General features: G+C 35.2%; 15 protein-coding genes. 10 read left to right on the top strand and 5 right to left on the bottom strand.

Going from position 1 to position 16,305, the window contains the following annotated elements; genetic code table 11:
• Nucleotides 1-116: 116 nt before the first annotated feature.
• Nucleotides 117-1,979 carry a M1 family metallopeptidase gene (locus tag BT156_RS04405; RefSeq protein ID WP_072407550.1) on the top strand — a complete coding sequence of 621 codons (1,863 nt, stop codon included), beginning with the start codon at nt 117-119 and terminating at the stop codon, nt 1,977-1,979.
• Nucleotides 1,980-2,062: 83 nt separating this feature from the next.
• Here the strand turns inward: BT156_RS04405 and BT156_RS04410 are convergent, their stop codons facing one another.
• The 5 genes from BT156_RS04410 to clpB form a co-directional block, all read right to left on the bottom strand.
• On the bottom strand, nt 2,063-2,707 hold the full coding sequence (locus BT156_RS04410) for a response regulator transcription factor (RefSeq protein ID WP_072407552.1): 645 nt from the start codon (nt 2,705-2,707) through the stop codon (nt 2,063-2,065).
• Nucleotides 2,704-3,489: a sensor histidine kinase gene (locus BT156_RS04415; protein ID WP_072407553.1), complete on the bottom strand. Its 786-nt coding sequence runs from the start codon at nt 3,487-3,489 to the stop codon at nt 2,704-2,706. Before BT156_RS04415 ends, BT156_RS04410 begins: the two co-directional genes overlap by 4 nt.
• Nucleotides 3,468-4,115 carry a hypothetical protein gene (locus BT156_RS04420; protein WP_072407555.1) on the bottom strand — a complete coding sequence of 216 codons (648 nt, stop codon included), beginning with the start codon at nt 4,113-4,115 and terminating at the stop codon, nt 3,468-3,470. The genes BT156_RS04415 and BT156_RS04420 overlap by 22 nt, the downstream gene beginning before the upstream one ends.
• 36 nt (nt 4,116-4,151) lie before the next feature.
• Complete coding sequence (locus BT156_RS04425) at nt 4,152-4,709, bottom strand: hypothetical protein (RefSeq protein ID WP_072407557.1); 558 nt, start codon at nt 4,707-4,709, stop codon at nt 4,152-4,154.
• A gap of 220 nt (nt 4,710-4,929) precedes the next feature.
• Nucleotides 4,930-7,524 (bottom strand): ATP-dependent chaperone ClpB, encoded by a 2,595-nt coding sequence (gene clpB / locus BT156_RS04430; RefSeq protein ID WP_072407559.1) that lies wholly within the window; start codon nt 7,522-7,524, stop codon nt 4,930-4,932.
• A 530-nt stretch (nt 7,525-8,054) separates the two neighbouring features.
• Here clpB and BT156_RS04435 point away from each other — a divergent pair.
• The 9 genes from BT156_RS04435 (at nt 8,055) to BT156_RS04475 (ending at nt 16,290) form a co-directional block, all read left to right on the top strand.
• Nucleotides 8,055-8,633 carry a TetR/AcrR family transcriptional regulator gene (locus BT156_RS04435; RefSeq protein ID WP_072407561.1) on the top strand — a complete coding sequence of 193 codons (579 nt, stop codon included), beginning with the start codon at nt 8,055-8,057 and terminating at the stop codon, nt 8,631-8,633.
• A gap of 259 nt (nt 8,634-8,892) precedes the next feature.
• Nucleotides 8,893-10,212, top strand: a complete 1,320-nt coding sequence (locus tag BT156_RS04440; RefSeq protein ID WP_083582292.1) for a phenylacetate--CoA ligase family protein — start codon at nt 8,893-8,895, stop codon at nt 10,210-10,212.
• Entirely contained in the window at nt 10,209-11,294 is a 1,086-nt protein-coding gene (locus tag BT156_RS04445; RefSeq protein WP_072407565.1) for a 2Fe-2S iron-sulfur cluster-binding protein, read from the top strand. The genes BT156_RS04440 and BT156_RS04445 overlap by 4 nt, the downstream gene beginning before the upstream one ends.
• A gap of 98 nt (nt 11,295-11,392) precedes the next feature.
• A complete protein-coding gene (gene paaA / locus BT156_RS04450; protein ID WP_072407567.1) occupies nt 11,393-12,331 on the top strand; it encodes a 1,2-phenylacetyl-CoA epoxidase subunit PaaA in 939 nt (312 codons plus the stop codon).
• Between the two features lie 105 nt (nt 12,332-12,436).
• Entirely contained in the window at nt 12,437-12,718 is a 282-nt protein-coding gene (gene paaB, locus BT156_RS04455; RefSeq protein ID WP_034679196.1) for a 1,2-phenylacetyl-CoA epoxidase subunit PaaB, read from the top strand.
• 71 nt (nt 12,719-12,789) lie between these two features.
• Nucleotides 12,790-13,539: a 1,2-phenylacetyl-CoA epoxidase subunit PaaC gene (paaC, locus tag BT156_RS04460; RefSeq protein ID WP_072407569.1), complete on the top strand. Its 750-nt coding sequence runs from the start codon at nt 12,790-12,792 to the stop codon at nt 13,537-13,539.
• 183 nt (nt 13,540-13,722) lie between these two features.
• A complete protein-coding gene (paaD, locus tag BT156_RS04465; RefSeq protein WP_072407571.1) occupies nt 13,723-14,187 on the top strand; it encodes a 1,2-phenylacetyl-CoA epoxidase subunit PaaD in 465 nt (154 codons plus the stop codon).
• Between the two features lie 82 nt (nt 14,188-14,269).
• A complete protein-coding gene (locus BT156_RS04470) occupies nt 14,270-15,070 on the top strand; it encodes an enoyl-CoA hydratase/isomerase family protein (RefSeq protein WP_072407573.1) in 801 nt (266 codons plus the stop codon).
• 86 nt (nt 15,071-15,156) lie between these two features.
• Nucleotides 15,157-16,290 carry a 3-hydroxyacyl-CoA dehydrogenase NAD-binding domain-containing protein gene (locus BT156_RS04475; protein WP_072407575.1) on the top strand — a complete coding sequence of 378 codons (1,134 nt, stop codon included), beginning with the start codon at nt 15,157-15,159 and terminating at the stop codon, nt 16,288-16,290.
• Nucleotides 16,291-16,305: the final 15 nt, after the last annotated feature.

Consider the following 16,305-nt stretch of genomic DNA (forward strand, 5'->3'; position numbering starts at 1 on the left):
TTGGAAGAATGGTTAAATTAAAGAAACTGAAAAACTTTTTAATGCAAAGCATCCCTAGATATTGCCATTTTTGTTACTTTTATGTTAAATTGAATACTTATTGTAAAATAATTGAAATGAGAGGGATAATTTTAGCGTTTGCTTTTGCAGTTTCTTGTCAGATTTCTGCGCAGGAATTATATATGCCGAGAAATATTAAGAAGGCTTATGAAAACGGGACAAGAGATATTTCCGGGGCTCCCGGGAAAAATTACTGGCAAAACAAAGGGATTTATAATGTTGAGGTAAAGGTTGATGCCAACACAAAAATCGTCTCGGGGAAAGAAACAATTGTTTATACCAACAACAGCCCGAATGATCTGAATGAATTAGCGATAAGATTCGTAAATAATTTACATAAACCACAGGCTCCGAGATCGGGATTTACTTCAAAAGATTTTCTTTCGTCAGGTCTGCATATCAAATCTTTTATCGTAAATGGTGAAAAATACGTAGTCAATAGTGAAGATTGGGGAACGGTTGAAAAAGTAAAATTAAATTCAGTTTTAAAATCAAAATCGAAAGCTGAGGTTAGAATTGAATGGGAATATCCGTTATCCGTGCAAAGTGGAAGAGAAGGTCAAATTGATCCCGAAACTTTCTATGTTGCCTATTCTTTTCCAAGAATTTCTGTGTATGATGATTACAACGGTTGGGATATGCTTCCGCACTCCGACAGACAGGAGTTTTACAACGATTTTAATGATTATAATTTTGCAATTACAGCTCCGAAAAATTATGTGGTTTGGTCAACTGGAGATTTCTTAAATCCTGATGCTGTTCTTCAACCGGAATATTTAAAAAGATATAAATCTTCCTTAAAAAGTGACAAAGTACTACACGTTGCTACCGAACAGGAAATGAAATCAGGAAAAGTAACCAAGCAAAATAAATGGAATATCTGGAAATTTAAAGCCAATAATATTACCGATTTCTGCTTTGCATTAAGTAATCATTATGTTTGGGATGCGGCCAGTGTTCAGTTAAAAACGAAAAGAGCCAGCGTTCAGGCAGGTTATAAGGCCGGAGCAAAAGATTTTGAGCATTATGTGGAATGGATGCGTTACAACCTGGATTGGTTCTCAAAAAATTGGCCGGGTGTGGAATATCCTTATAATGTTATGACAGCAATTCAGGGATATGCTGATATGGAATATCCAATGATGATCAATGATTCAACCGTTCCGGATAATTTTCAGGATGCGAGATTAACGGCAGATCACGAAATTGCACACACTTATTTCCCTTTCTACATGGGCATCAACGAAACGCGTTATGCTTTTATGGATGAAGGCTGGGCAACGACTTTGGAATATTTAATCGGAATTGATGAAAATGGGGAAGCTGCAGCCAAAGAATTTTATCAAAATTTCAGGGTGAAAAAATGGATCAGCGATCCTTCTGCAGAACAAGATCAGCCGATTATTTCCATGAGTACGCAGGTAAGTGGAGCTGGTTATGGAAACAATTCTTATGTAAAAGCATCTCTGTCTTATTTAGCGTTGAAAGATTATCTTGGTGATGAAGTTTTCAAAAAAGCATTGCATCACTATATGGACAACTGGAATGGAAAACACCCAATTCCGTGGGATTATTTTTATTCTATGAATGCAGGTTCAGGAAAAAACCTGAATTGGTTCTTTAATAACTGGTTTTACACCAATAATTATATTGATTTAAAAATTGCCAACGTTTCTCAGCTGAATGATCTTTTAACCGTTAATATTGATAATGTAGGCGGTTTTGCCATTCCTTTTGAAGCGATATTAACCTATGAAGACGGAACTGTGGAAAAACTTCATTTTTCACCATCACTTTGGGAAAAAGACCAAAAGCAGGCTGTTTTAACGATTCCTATTAAAAAGAAAGTGAAATCTGTGAATTTAGACGGTGGTCTTTTTATGGATTACACGCAGGCAGATAATTTTAAGAATTTATAGAAAAAATTAAATAAAGAAAAAATCCTTTTCAGACCGAAAAGGATTTTTTTTATGTTTAAATGTGTATTTGAAAAATATTTAAATTATGATTCTGCAAAACCATTTTTAATAGCAAAAACTGCCAAACCGACACGCGTTTTTAAGTCTAATTTATCGCAAAGCTGATCTCTGTAACTTTCAACTGTTCTCGGACTGCAGCACATTTTATCGGCGATTTCTTTATAACTGAGCTCGGTTACAGTGTATCGTAGAAACTCTTTTTCGCGGTCAGAAATTCTTACACCATTTTCGGTACCTTTATCATTATTCATGTTGGAGAAAATGATCTTTGAAGCCCATTCCGGATAGAAAAAACCGTCTGAATTTAATTTAATAAGAGCGTTCTCAAGTTCCTTTGGGTGAGTGTTTTTCAGTAAATAACCTTTTGCTCCGTTTTTGATCATTTTAATGACACTTTTATCGTCGCCCTGCATGCTCAGCGCCATTACTTTGATGTTCGGATGATTCTCTTTCAGCCAGAATACGGTTTCGAAACCATCCATAATCGGCATACTGATATCTAAAAGGATGATATCCGGAATTTTGCTGTTATTTTCAAATTTCTGTATAAGATCTTTCCCGTTTTCAGCAACATAAATTACCTCAAAATCTTTAAAATTATCAATAATTCCTTCTAAAGCTTTTGCGATAAGTACGTGATCATCAACAATAACTATAGTTTTTTTCATGGCTGTTTTTTTAAAATAATATTGAGTGTAGTTCCAAGGTTTTTCTGGCTTTCAAGGCTGAAATCTGCCCCGATGATTTCGGCTCTGTTTTTCATGTTGGTTAAACCGATTCCGTTTGAAGTAATCTTCGAGCGGTCGAATCCTAAGCCGTCATCCTTAATGTTTAATTCCCAAAGAGACTCATCAGAAGTGTTGAGATTAATGAAAATATTTTTACATTTTGCATGCTTTATACTGTTCTGAATGAATTCCTGAGTAATTCTTAAAAGCATATTTTTCTGAACAAAGTCTAAATCAAGGTTTTCGAAATTATGCTGAAAATTTACTTTACACTTTTTAAAGCTGTTGGTATTGTCTACTTCTTCCTGTATTAAAGTTACGATTTCCTTTTGACTTATGTTGTCATCTGTCAATGTTTTTGAAAGACTCCTCAGATCCTGTAAAGATTGGTTGATGATCTGTGAAACCTGTTCTATTCTTTCGCTGACCTCGGGAACTTTATTTTCGTATAAAAGTTGCTGGGTGTAAAGGCTTACAAGTGTTAATTTTTGCCCGATATTATCATGAAGTTCACGCCCGATCTGCTGCATGGTTGCCTGCTGAATTTCCAGCTGTGTTGCGAGAAGTTCTTTCTGATGAATCTCGTTTTTTATTTCAATCTCATTTAAATATTCCTTTTTGCGCTGCTTATATTTTCTGATGTAAACCATAATAGCGGCGACAAACAACACAAAAAATATGTTGAATAGGATTAATGTTATTAAGAGTTCTGTTTTCCCCATATAAATGAAATTGAGAATAATAAGTACATAACGATCCCGGAAATAAGGAAGTAAGCAAAATAAATATTGTAGATTTCTCTATATGTCCTGATAAGAGGGAAAAATGTCCAGAAAGGTAAAGTTCCGATATAAAATAATGTTACTCCTAAATTGATATAAAACATTGGATTCTTACTGAAATTAAGAATATTTGATGAATTAATCTGCTTATAATATTCCATTACAACGAGTATCATCAAAATTAGGCATCCAAATGTATAATTGATCGAAAACATTACATTATCGGTATCCAAAATGAATTCACTTGGTATAAATGAAAGTAAATAAATACCGGATAATATTAAAAATGTTTTCTGTTTTTCAAACGATTTCGCGGCATAAAGCCAAAAGAAAAAGATAAATTGAACGGGAATTACAAAGTAGTTGTAGAATGCCTGTTTATTATAATCAATAAAAAGTGAACCCCATTTTCCAATTGCTTCACACAGAAAAATAAATATTAAATAAAAAACAAAGTACTTCCAAGACTGATTTTTTATACGGTTATAATATAAAATTGAGATAAGCGCAGCGATACCCTCACTCCAGAACAAAGATTCATATATCACTTTTTGGAAGTCCGTCATTGTGTTAGTTTAATATTGGATTAAATATAAAAAAAATTAGAATGATTCTGTTACAGTATTATCAGGCGGAATAAGATTTCCGTGATTTTGAGACAAAATAGCTGTTAAAGATTTATTCATCGCCATTATTTCTCCCTGCCCTTCATTATTGTTTTCTTGATTGTACGTATTGGCGTCTAAAGGGTTGAAGTCATAACTTAAAATTTCTCCTTCAGCATTCCCCATTTTCAGTGTAGGAACCATCACTAAAGTATGTTTTCCTGCGTAGTTTGTTCCGATCGGAGTGTTTTCCATGATATCCCAGTTGTCTGCCTGTGGATATGCTGCATAATAAAATCTAACGCCCAGATCATTTTCAGTAATTCCTGAGTCTACTTTTTTCGCTTCATTCTCAATGTCTGAAATGAATTTTTTCAAGGTTGCTAAATCGAAACGGATAGAATGAGCGTCTTCAATCCCGAACTTAGTATTAATTGCAGTTAATTGATTATTACGGTAGTTATCAATTAATTTTTGAACAAATGATGAAGACATCGTGTTGGGAGTACCGGTTGACTCGATGGTGCCTCCGTTAAAGATAGGTTTTGTTTTCATAATGTTAGCTTTTATAGTAGAATGTTAGTTAGTATTGCAAATTTCGTAAATTTTTTATGTTAAATGATACGTTTTTTTCCTATTAATTCTCCGTGATTTTACGGATTGTTCTGTTTCATTTAAAGTATAAAGAGTTTAATAGAGTTTGTATAAACAAATAAGTGCCGCAGATTGGGTCTGCGGCACTTATTACAAAAATAATATATATGAAAAAAACTACTTATTTTTCTGCAGGTCTGAACACCAAACCTGTTTCTTCGAAATAATCTAAAGTGATTCTGTCGCCTTCATTCACCGTTCCTGCAAGAATCTCTCTTGATAATTTATTTAAAACTTCCTGTTGAATAACTCTTTTCAACGGTCTTGCCCCAAAAGCTGGATCATAACCTTTGTTCATTAAATAATCTACAGCATCCTGAGTGGCAGTCATAATGATATTTCGTTTTGCCAACAGATCATTATAACCTCTCAACTGATACTGAACGATTTTTCCGATTTCTTTTTTTCTTAGAGGCTGGAATAATACCGTCTCATCAATTCTGTTCAGGAATTCCGGACGTAAAGTCTGTTTCAATAAGTCGAAAACCTCAATTTTAGTTTTCTCAACAATTTCGTCCTGATTCTCTTCGGTAATATTCTCAAAATTTTCCTGAATGATGTGCGAACCTAAATTCGAAGTCATGATGATAATCGAGTTTTTAAAGTTCACCACTCTACCTTTATTATCCGTCAAACGACCGTCATCCAAAACCTGTAACAACGTGTTGAAAACATCAGGATGCGCTTTTTCAATTTCATCTAAAAGCACAACTGAATAAGGTCTTCTTCTCACTGCTTCCGTCAACTGACCGCCTTCATCATATCCCACATATCCCGGAGGCGCACCAACAAGCCTAGACACGCTGTGTCTTTCCTGATATTCACTCATATCAATTCTTGTCATATTGTTTTCATCGTCGAATAAAAATTCCGCCAATGCTTTTGCAAGCTCAGTTTTACCGACACCGGTCGTTCCTAAGAAAAGGAATGATCCGATTGGTTTTTTCTCGTCGCTCAATCCGGCTCTGTTTCTTCTGATCGCATCTGCAACCGCTGCAATTGCTTCTTCCTGACCTACAACTCTGTGATGAAGCTCAGTTTCAAGATGCAATAATTTTTCTCTTTCAGATTGAAGCAACTTGGTAACAGGAATGCCTGTCCATTTTCCGATAACTTCGGAGATGTTGTCTGCGGTGACTTCCTCTTTAATCAATTCATTTTGATGGTTTTGCATCTCCAATTCTAGTTTTTGCAAAGCATCTTCCTTCTCTTTTATTTTTCCGTACTGAATTTCAGCAACTTTTGCGTAATCTCCTGCTCTTGAGGCTCTTTCTGCTTCTAATTTCAGAGATTCAATATCTTTTTTAATCTGGGTTAAATCCTCAGATTTTTGTTTTTCTTTAAGCCATTTAGCATTAATTTCGTTTCTCTCCTCAGAAATTTTAGAAATATCTTCTTTTAAATGGTCAATTTTTGTCTGATTGCCTTCTCTTGAAATGGCTGCCAATTCAATTTCCAGCTGCATCAGTTTTCTGTCTAAAACATCCAGTTCTTCAGGTTTTGAATTGATTTCCATTCTCAACTTAGCCGAAGCTTCGTCAATCAGGTCAATCGCTTTATCCGGTAAAAATCGGTCTGAAATATATCGTTGAGACATTTCCACGGCCGCAATAATCGCTTCGTCTTTGATTCTTACTTTGTGGTGAGCCTCATATTTATCTTTAATTCCACGAAGAATAGAAATTGCAGATTCAGTATCCGGTTCTTCCACCATCACTTTCTGGAAGCGTCTTTCTAAAGCTTTATCTTTTTCAAAATATTTTTGATATTCATTTAAAGTCGTTGCACCGATCGCTCTTAATTCTCCTCTTGCCAAAGCAGGTTTCAGGATATTTGCTGCATCCATCGCACCTTCACCACCTCCGGCTCCCACCAAAGTGTGGATCTCATCGATGAAAAGAATAATTTGTCCGTCGGATTTTGTAACTTCATTGATAACTGATTTTAACCTTTCTTCAAATTCACCTTTATATTTTGCACCGGCGATCAAAGCTCCCATATCCAATGAATACAAAGTTTTATCCATTAAATTTTCAGGAATATCTCCGCTGATAATTCTGTGTGCAATTCCTTCTGCGATTGCGGTTTTACCAACACCAGGCTCACCAATTAATATTGGATTGTTCTTTGTTCTTCTTGAAAGAATTTGCAACACTCTCCTGATTTCTTCATCACGACCGATAACAGGATCTAATTTTCCCTCGGCAGCAAGTTCGTTGAAGTTCTTAGCGTATTTTTTTAAGGACTGATACGTTTCTTCCGAGCTTGCAGATGTCGCGGTGCTGCCTTTTCTTAATTCTTTAATTCCGCCTTCCAATAGACTTTTGGTTACGCCCATATCTTTCAGCATCTTCGAAACTTCTGAACTGGTTTCTAAAAGTGATAACCATAAATGTTCGATGGTCACAAATTCATCACCCATTTTTTTAGCGATGTTTGGAGCATCCAGCAAAACTTTATTTGCAGATTGTGAAAGATAAATATTTCCTCCCTGTACTTTTGGAAGCTTTTCTAAATTTTCACGGTTTCGCTCTCTTACCAAATTGGCATCTGCTTCAGATTTTTTTAATAAGAAAGGCGATATATTTTCATCTATCTGGAAAATTCCCTCCAATAAATGTTGAGGTTCAATACTTTGATTGCCGAATTCCATAGCAACTTGCTGTGCCGCCTGGATGGCTTCCTGTGATTTTACTGTATATTGATTTAAGTTCATATTTTTATATTTTTTGTAATGGTTAAGTTCGTATTAATTTTTCTAAAAACATCAAGAAACCAAATTTTAAGGCTCAGTTTCTTAACGCTATCAATTATTTATCATTTAATTCGATTAGTTTATCGCAAAAAGCATTCTATTATTAAATTTTTAAATATTTGAGACAAAATTTCCGAATATTGCATTTTTAACGTAATGGTAACTTGACAAAATTTCCGATAATTAAAAATTTTATTTAAAATGATGGAAAAGTCGTCATATTATAAATCGTAAAAATAGCGCAGAGAAAATTCCTCTCCTTTGTGGGGTGACGAAAATTAAAAGAATTTTTGACGGGTGTTTTAAAAATGAAAGCTATAAGTTTCGGCTAAAGCCCGTTCCTATTGATAACTCTCTCCTAGCTTAGTGGAACGCCTTAGCGAACGAAAATATACACAATACTTCAAATAAAAACTTTGTGACCATTGCGTTAAAAATTATCCCTTCAAAATCAAATATTAAAATCAAAATAGTTACTTTTGCCTTCATTGATGGAACTTAAAGAAAAACAAAGGAAAATACTAGATGTTGCTGTAGAACTTTTCAAAGAGAAAGGGTATATGGGCAGCTCTGTGAGGGACTTGGCGACGAAGCTTAATATTAAGGCTGCTTCTTTATATGCGCACATCCGTTCTAAAGAAGAAATTCTGGAATGGATCTGCTTCGGAATAGCCAATGATTTCTTTACTGAACTTCAAACCGTAAAAAATACAGACATCAATCCAAAAGATAAATTAAATTTATTCATCGATAAACATTTATCAATAGTTCTCAGAAATCGCGATGTCACGCATATTTATTCTAATGAATGGAAACATTTGGAGGAAAGACTTCCTGAATTTGTAGAATTAAGAAAAAAGTATCAACAGGAAGTTGAAGAACTGATTTCTGAAATTTATCAAGCTGAAAACTGGGAACTCAAATCGCCAACTTTTACAACAAGATTTATTCTTCATACCCTTAATAATTCCTATTTTTGGTTCAAAAGAAACATTGAATCCACTACCGAAATTACTGATGAAATAAGGGATAAGATTCTTTTTGGACTTTTGGGAAATCAGAAATACTAGTTTTTTTTAAGTCTAAAATTTTCCAAAATTTTTATCGGAGTCTTTGTCATTCTGACGAAGGAAGAATCTAAACTTAGTATTAGAGGTTCTTCACTATGCTGCGCTCCTTTAAGAATGACAATTCGAAGTAAAAATTTCACTAAATCTCAACTTAAAAATTATTTAGAATCATTCAAAATATGACGAAAGTCATAAAAATTTTGTCACCTCCCAAATTCTTTTTAAATTTACACCTAACAAATGTTAGTTAGTCATGAATGTGGATTTTTCAGTTGAATACTTACAGCTCGACCAATTGAGACAGCTCCAGTCTGAAAGACTGGTGAATTTGGTGGGTTATCTTGAGGAGAAGTCGGATTTTTATAAAGGAAAATTTGATGAATTAGGAATATCTCCACAGGAAATAAGGACAATTGAAGATATTTCAAAGCTCCCGATCACGTACAAACAGGATTTAAGAGACAATTATCCGTTCGGATTATTTACGGTTCCGAAAAATGAATTACAAAGAATTCACTGTTCAAGCGGAACAACGGGAAAACCAACGGTGGTAGGATATACAAAAGAAGACGTTGATTTATTCAGTGAAGTAGTAGCAAGATCGTTGAATGCAGCCGGAGCAAAACCGGGAATGCAGTTACACAACGCCTATGGATATGGAATTTTCACTGGCGGACTTGGTCTTCATTACGGAGCTGAAAAATTAGGAATGAGTGTTCTTCCGATTTCGGGAGGAATGACAACAAGACAGGTCGATTTAATTATAGACTTTAAACCGGAAGTTATCTGTTGTTCGCCATCTTATGCTTTAACAATCGCTGATGAATTTGCTAAAAGAGGAATCTCGGCAGAAGAAATCAGTTTAAAATATGCCGTTTTGGGTTCAGAACCTTGGACGGAGATTATAAGACATCATATTGAAGAAAAATTGGGAGTTCATGCTACCAATATTTATGGTTTAAGCGAAATTATCGGACCAGGAGTTTCGATGGAAGATTTTGAGGAGAAAGGAGGTTCTTACATTTGGGAAGATCATTTTTATCCTGAAATTTTAGATCCGATTACCAAACAACCGGTTACTTTCGGGGAAGAAGGAGTTTTGGTGATTACGACTTTAACGAAAAAAGCAATGCCGCTTTTACGTTATTGGACGAACGATATTACAAGTCTTTATTACGAAGAAAACTCAAAAAGAACAATGGTTAAAATGAGACCAATTCTTGGAAGAGCCGATGATATGCTGATCGTAAGAGGCGTAAATGTATATCCGAGTCAGATTGAAGAGGCGTTTTCTCATGTGGAAGGCGTGGTTCCGAATTATTATTTAACGCCGATTGAGAAAGAACAGATGTGTGTAGCATTGGATATCGATCTGGAAATTGATGATGAATTTGTGAAAGGACAACAAATTGAAATAAATACCGATGATTATGCTATTTTTGTCGGAAACTTTGCAAAAAGTATAGAAAACGAAATAAAAAAGCGAGTAGGAATCACCACGAAAGTGAAAATTCATGCTCAGGACAGTTTGCCTAAGTGCGAAGGTGGAAAAATTAATAGAATACTTAAAACAAAATGAATTCATTTTATAAATTAAAAACGGTAAGAGTTCAGAAAGATACCAACGATGCTGTGAATGTAGCCGTTGAAATTCCTGAGGAACTGAAAGATAAATTCAGATTCAAGCAGGGGCAGTATCTTAACTTCCGAATGATGATCGACGGAAACGAAGAGAGACGTTCTTACTCTATCTGCAATGCGCCGAGTGAAAAAAGCAACACGCTGGAAGTATTGGTGAAGTTGTTGGAAAACGGAAAAGTTTCCGGTTATTTCAACGAGCATCTTCACATGGATGAAGTTCTTGAAGTGATGCCTCCGATGGGCGGTTTTAACACGTCTTATCACCCGACAAACGTAAAAACTTACGTTGGTTTGGCGGCAGGAAGCGGAATTTCTCCGGTTTTATCAAATATTAAAGAGAGTCTTTACCAGGAGCCGAATTCAAACGCTTATTTGTTCTACAGCAACAGAAGCATGAATCATGTGATGAAAAAGGCCGAGATCGATAAATTGGTTGAAACTTTTAACGGAAGACTGAAAGTTGTTTATTTAGTAAGCCGTGAGCAGCACGAAGATCCTATTTTTGAAGGAAGAATTTCTCCCGAAAAATTAGATCAGCTGTTTGAAAGATATACAGATATTGATGTTAAAGAATCTACATTCTTCATTTGCGGACCTTCAGAGATGATTAAAGGAATCGCTGATTATTTAAAGAAAGAGAAAAAAGTGCCTGCAATCCAGGTTTTATTTGAATATTTCACTGCTCCTGACGAAGAAAATTCTGAGGAAATGAGCGATGAATTCAAGGCAATTGCCAATTTAGAAAGTATGGTAACGGTCATTATCGATGATGATGAATATTCGTTTCACCTTAATTCTAAAAAAGAGAGTATCTTAGATAAAGCATTGAAAGACAATCTTCCTGTGCCATTTGCATGCAAAGGAGGAGTTTGTTGTACGTGTAAAGCGCAGGTTTTGGAAGGAGAAGTTTTCATGGAGAAAAATTTCGCGCTTACCGAAGATGAAGTAGCCAGAGGTTACGTTCTGACGTGTCAATGTCACCCGACAACGAATGTGGTGATGCTTAATTATGATGTTTAATTAATGTAGCAATTTACCAGTATATCAATGTACCAATTATTGCTAGACTGTTAGATTGATTCATTGTTATATTTTAAAATTTTTAAAAAATTTTAATTATGGATTTAGAAAAATTTGTACAATATGTACACGACGAAAATAAAGTAGAACCAAAAGATGTAATGCCCGATGATTACAGAAAATTATTGGTTCGTCAGATTTCACAGCACGCGCATTCTGAGATTGTTGGAATGTTGCCGGAAGCGAACTGGATTTCCAGAGCACCTTCATTAAGAAGAAAAATGGCTCTTTTGGCTAAAGTTCAGGATGAAGCAGGGCACGGTTTATACCTGTATTCAGCAACCGAAACATTAGGAAACGGAACCATCAGAGCTGACAGAGATGCAACTTATGATGATATGTTGGAAGGAAAGGCAAAATATTCAAGTATTTTCAACTATCCGACGTTGAGCTGGGCAGATATCGGTGCCATCGGCTGGTTGGTTGACGGTGCAGCGATTATGAATCAGGTAATGCTGATGGGGAACTCTTATGGTCCTTATTCAAGAGCAATGGTTAAAATCTGTAAAGAGGAATCTTTTCACCAAAGACAGGGTTACGAGATTTTGATGGCACTTTGCCGTGGTACAAAACAGCAGAAAGAAATGGCTCAGGCTTCGTTAAACCGTTTCTGGTGGCCGGCTTTGATGATGTTTGGTCCAAATGACGACAGCTCACCAAACTCTAAAATCTCTATGAATTACAGGGTAAAAAGAGAAAGTAACGACAGTCTTCGTCAGAGATTTATTGACGTTACGGTTTCTCAGGCTGAATTCTTAGGATTAACCATTCCGGATAAAGATTTAAAATGGAATGAAGAAAGACAGCATTACGATTTCGGAGAACTTCCTTGGGGTGAATTCATGGAAATCTTAAAAGGAAACGGACCTTGTAATAAGAAAAGATTACAGACAAAAGTAAAAGCACAGCAGGAAAACCTTTGGGTAAAAGAAGCGGCGATAGCTTTTGCAGAGAAACAAGAAAAAATTTCAATATAACAATATACCAATGTAAAAATGTAACAATCATTGTCATGCTGAGCTTGTCGAAGCATCTCATTGGTAAACTGGTACATTGATACATTGTTAAATTTAATTTTATTTATGGCAAATTTGGATATGTGGGAAGTGTTTATTCAGACTAAACCGGGATTATCTCACAAACACGTTGGAATAGTACAGGCACCAACAGCAGAAATGGCTTTGCAGAACGCAAGAGACGTTTATACAAGAAGAAAAGAAGGAACTTCTGTTTGGGTGGTTCCAAGTAAATATATTGTGACTTCAGAAGGAATTGATAAAGAAGCTTTCTTTGATCCGGCTGATGATAAATTGTACCGTCACCCGACGTTCTACGATATTCCTAACGATGTAAAAAATATGTAATAAAGAAGTTAGAAGTTAGATTCTAGAATTTAGTCTAATTTCTAACCTCTAATTTCTAAATTCTATAAAAAATGAATCCATTATATAATTATTTATTAAAACTAGCGGACGACAGTTTCATCATGGGACAAAGATTGTCAGCGTGGTGTGGTGAAGGTCCTTATTTGGAGGAAGATATTGCATTGACAAACATCGCATTGGACGAGCTTGGACAAGCAAACAATTTTTATGTTTATGCTTCAAGAGTGGCTGATAACGGTAAAAGTGAAGATGATTTAGCATTTTTGAGATACGAACACGAATATGTAAACGCTCATTGGGTTGAACTTCCGAATGAAGATTATGCGCAGACGATTCTTAAAGTCTATGTTTTCTCTGTTTATCAGAAATTGATGTATGAAGCATTGTCAAACTCTGCCGATGAAGAACTTTCTGCTCTTGCTCAAAAATCTTTGAAAGAAGTAAGATATCACTATACTCACGCTTCTTCCTGGATGAAAATTTTCGGACAGGGAACAGAAGAAAGTAAAATGCGTTTGGAAAGAGCAATCGAAAATATCTGGGAATATTCAAAAGGTTTATTCGCAAAAGTGGAAGGAGAAGATGATTTAATTACTTTAAATATCGCTCCAAATGTTGATGCGTTGTATGAAGATTTCCTTTCTATTACACAAAAAGATTTTCAGGACTTCGGTTTAGAATATCCGGCTAATCCTTTTATGCAACCAAAATCCAGAACGGGTTATCATACAGAATATTTCGGATTTATGCTTTGTGAATTGCAGTATATGCAGAGAGCGTATCCGGGGTGTACTTGGTAGGTTTTTGAATGTAACAATGTATCAGTTTATCAATATAACAATTTTAAAGTGAAATGTTAAACTATCATTGAAAATTTTATTCTTTGTTGACTTTGCTAAGTGAAACGCATTTGCGAACTTAAAAACATTTAGTAGTCAAAAAACTTTGCGCACTTTGCGTTAAAAAAATCAGATAAAAGAAGATTGAAAAATCCTTTAGAAATATTAGAATTAGTCCCCGATCCGGAAATTCCGGTAATCAATATCGTGGAATTAGGTATTGTAAGAGAAGTGAAAATTACCAGCGAGAATTCTTGTGAAGTAATAATTACACCGACATATTCTGCCTGTCCCGCTATGTTTACCATTGAGGAAGACATCATGAAAATCATGAAAGAAAACGGTTGGGATGCGAAAGTAGTCACCAAAATGTTTCCGATCTGGACAACAGACTGGTTGACAGATGAAGCGAGAGAAAAACTTCGTGTCTACGGAATTTCACCTCCCGAAAAAGGAGCAGACGAACATCACATCGGAAAACCGAAAAAATGTCCGCGTTGTGGTTCTATGAATTCAAAACAGATCAGCAGATTCGGGTCTACATTATGCAAGGCTTCGTATCAGTGTTTAGACTGTTTAGAGCCTTTTGATTATTTTAAATGTCATTAAAATGATACATTGCTACGTTATTTAATATTGTTAAATTAGAGCAGTGTAATTTTTTAATTCTTTAATCATTAAATTTAAAACCATGTATACACAACTTGATATTGAAACGCATTTTGACGGAAAACTTAAAATTGCTTACCTCAATCAACCAGACACAATGAACGCCCTTACAAAGCCTTCTTTATCAGATCTAAAAGATTTTATTAAAGAATGCAGCGATGATGATACAGTAAGATGTGTGGCAATTTCAGGAAGAGGAAAAGCTTTTTGCTCCGGCCAGAATTTGGATGATGCGTTCGTACAAGGTAACGAACATCATGACCACGATATCATCAGAAAGATTGTCGTAGATTATTATAACCCTTTGGTGACCGAGATTACAAAATGTAAAAAACCTGTTGTTGCATTGGTAAACGGTCCTGCAGTAGGAGCTGGCGCAATGTTAGCGTTGATCTGTGACTTCGTTTTAGCGGTTGATAAATCATATTTTGCTCAGGCATTTTCAAATATTGGTTTAATTCCTGATACTGGAGGAACGTATTTCTTGCCAAAATTATTAGGAAGGCAATTGGCAAATTATTTAGCATTCACAGGAAAAAGATTATCTGCTGATGAAGCAAAATCTTACGGTTTGGTTGCTGAAATTTTCAATGAAGAAGAATTCACTCCAAAATCAATGGAAATCCTTGAAAAAATGTCAAATATGCCGACTGCAGCAATTAAATTGACTAAGAAAGCTTTTGCTCAATCGTACCACAATACATTGAGAGAACAGCTTGAATTAGAAGGAGATTTACAGCAAGAAGCAGCTGAGACAGAAGATTTCAAAGAAGGAGTAAGTGCCTTTTTACAAAAAAGAAAACCTAATTATAAAGGAAAATAATATTATAGAAATTAGAAATTAGAGGTTAGAAATTAGCAAGTGAAAAATCTAACTTCTAACTTCTAGATTCTAACATCTATAAATTAATGAAAAATATAGGAATTATTGGTGCAGGAACTATGGGCGTAGGAATCGCTCAGGTAGCTGCAACAGCGGGTTGCAAAGTCGTTTTATTCGACGCAAATACTCCGCAAATTGATAAAGCTCTTTCAGGCTTAGAGAAAACATTAAATAAATTAGTTGAAAAAGCTAAAATTTCTCAGGAAAAAGCGGAAGAAATCAGAAATAATATCGTTAAAGGTGAAACTTTACAGGATTTAAAAGATTCTGATTTAGTGATCGAAGCGATTATCGAAAACAAAGAAATCAAAACCAAAGTTTTCACAGAATTAGAGACCTATGTTTCAGAAAGCTGTATCATTGGTTCCAATACATCATCCATTTCCATTACCTCTCTCGGTGCAGAATTACAAAAACCGGAGCGTTTCATCGGAATTCACTTCTTCAATCCGGCTCCTTTGATGCCTTTAGTTGAGGTTATCCCGTCTTTACTTACAGAAAAAACGTTAGCGGAAAAAATCTACAATCTCATGAAAGATTGGGGGAAAACGCCTGTGATTGCTAAAGATATTCCTGGTTTTATCGTAAACAGAATCGCACGTCCTTACTACGGCGAAGGATTGAGAATTGTTGAAGAAAACATTGCCACTATAGAACAGGTTGATGAAGCCATGAAAACAATCGGAAACTTCAAAATGGGACCTTTTGAATTAATGGATTTAATTGGTGTTGATGTAAATTTCTCGGTAACCAAAACGGTTTACAACGAATATTTCTACGACCCAAAATACAAACCATCTCTTCTTCAACAAAGAATGTCTGAAGCAAAACTTCATGGCAGAAAAACCGGAAAAGGTTTCTACGATTATTCAGAAAATGCTCAAAATCCGGTTGCAGAAAAAAATGATGCGTTGTATCAACAAATATTTTTAAGAATTATTTCAATGTTGATCAATGAGGCAGTTGAAGCCAAAAGATTAGGCATTGCCAACGATGAAGATATAGAATTAGCAATGCAGAAAGGAGTAAATTATCCTAAAGGTTTATTGGCTTGGGGAAAAGGAATAGGATATGCAAAAATCTCCGAAACCCTGCAAAATCTTTATGAAGAATATCAGGAAGAAAGATATAGACAAAGTCCTTTATTAAGAAAATTGTGATTAACAGTAACTAAT

The sequence above is a fragment of the Chryseobacterium limigenitum genome, assembly GCF_900114875.1.
Lineage (GTDB): Bacteria > Bacteroidota > Bacteroidia > Flavobacteriales > Weeksellaceae > Chryseobacterium > Chryseobacterium limigenitum.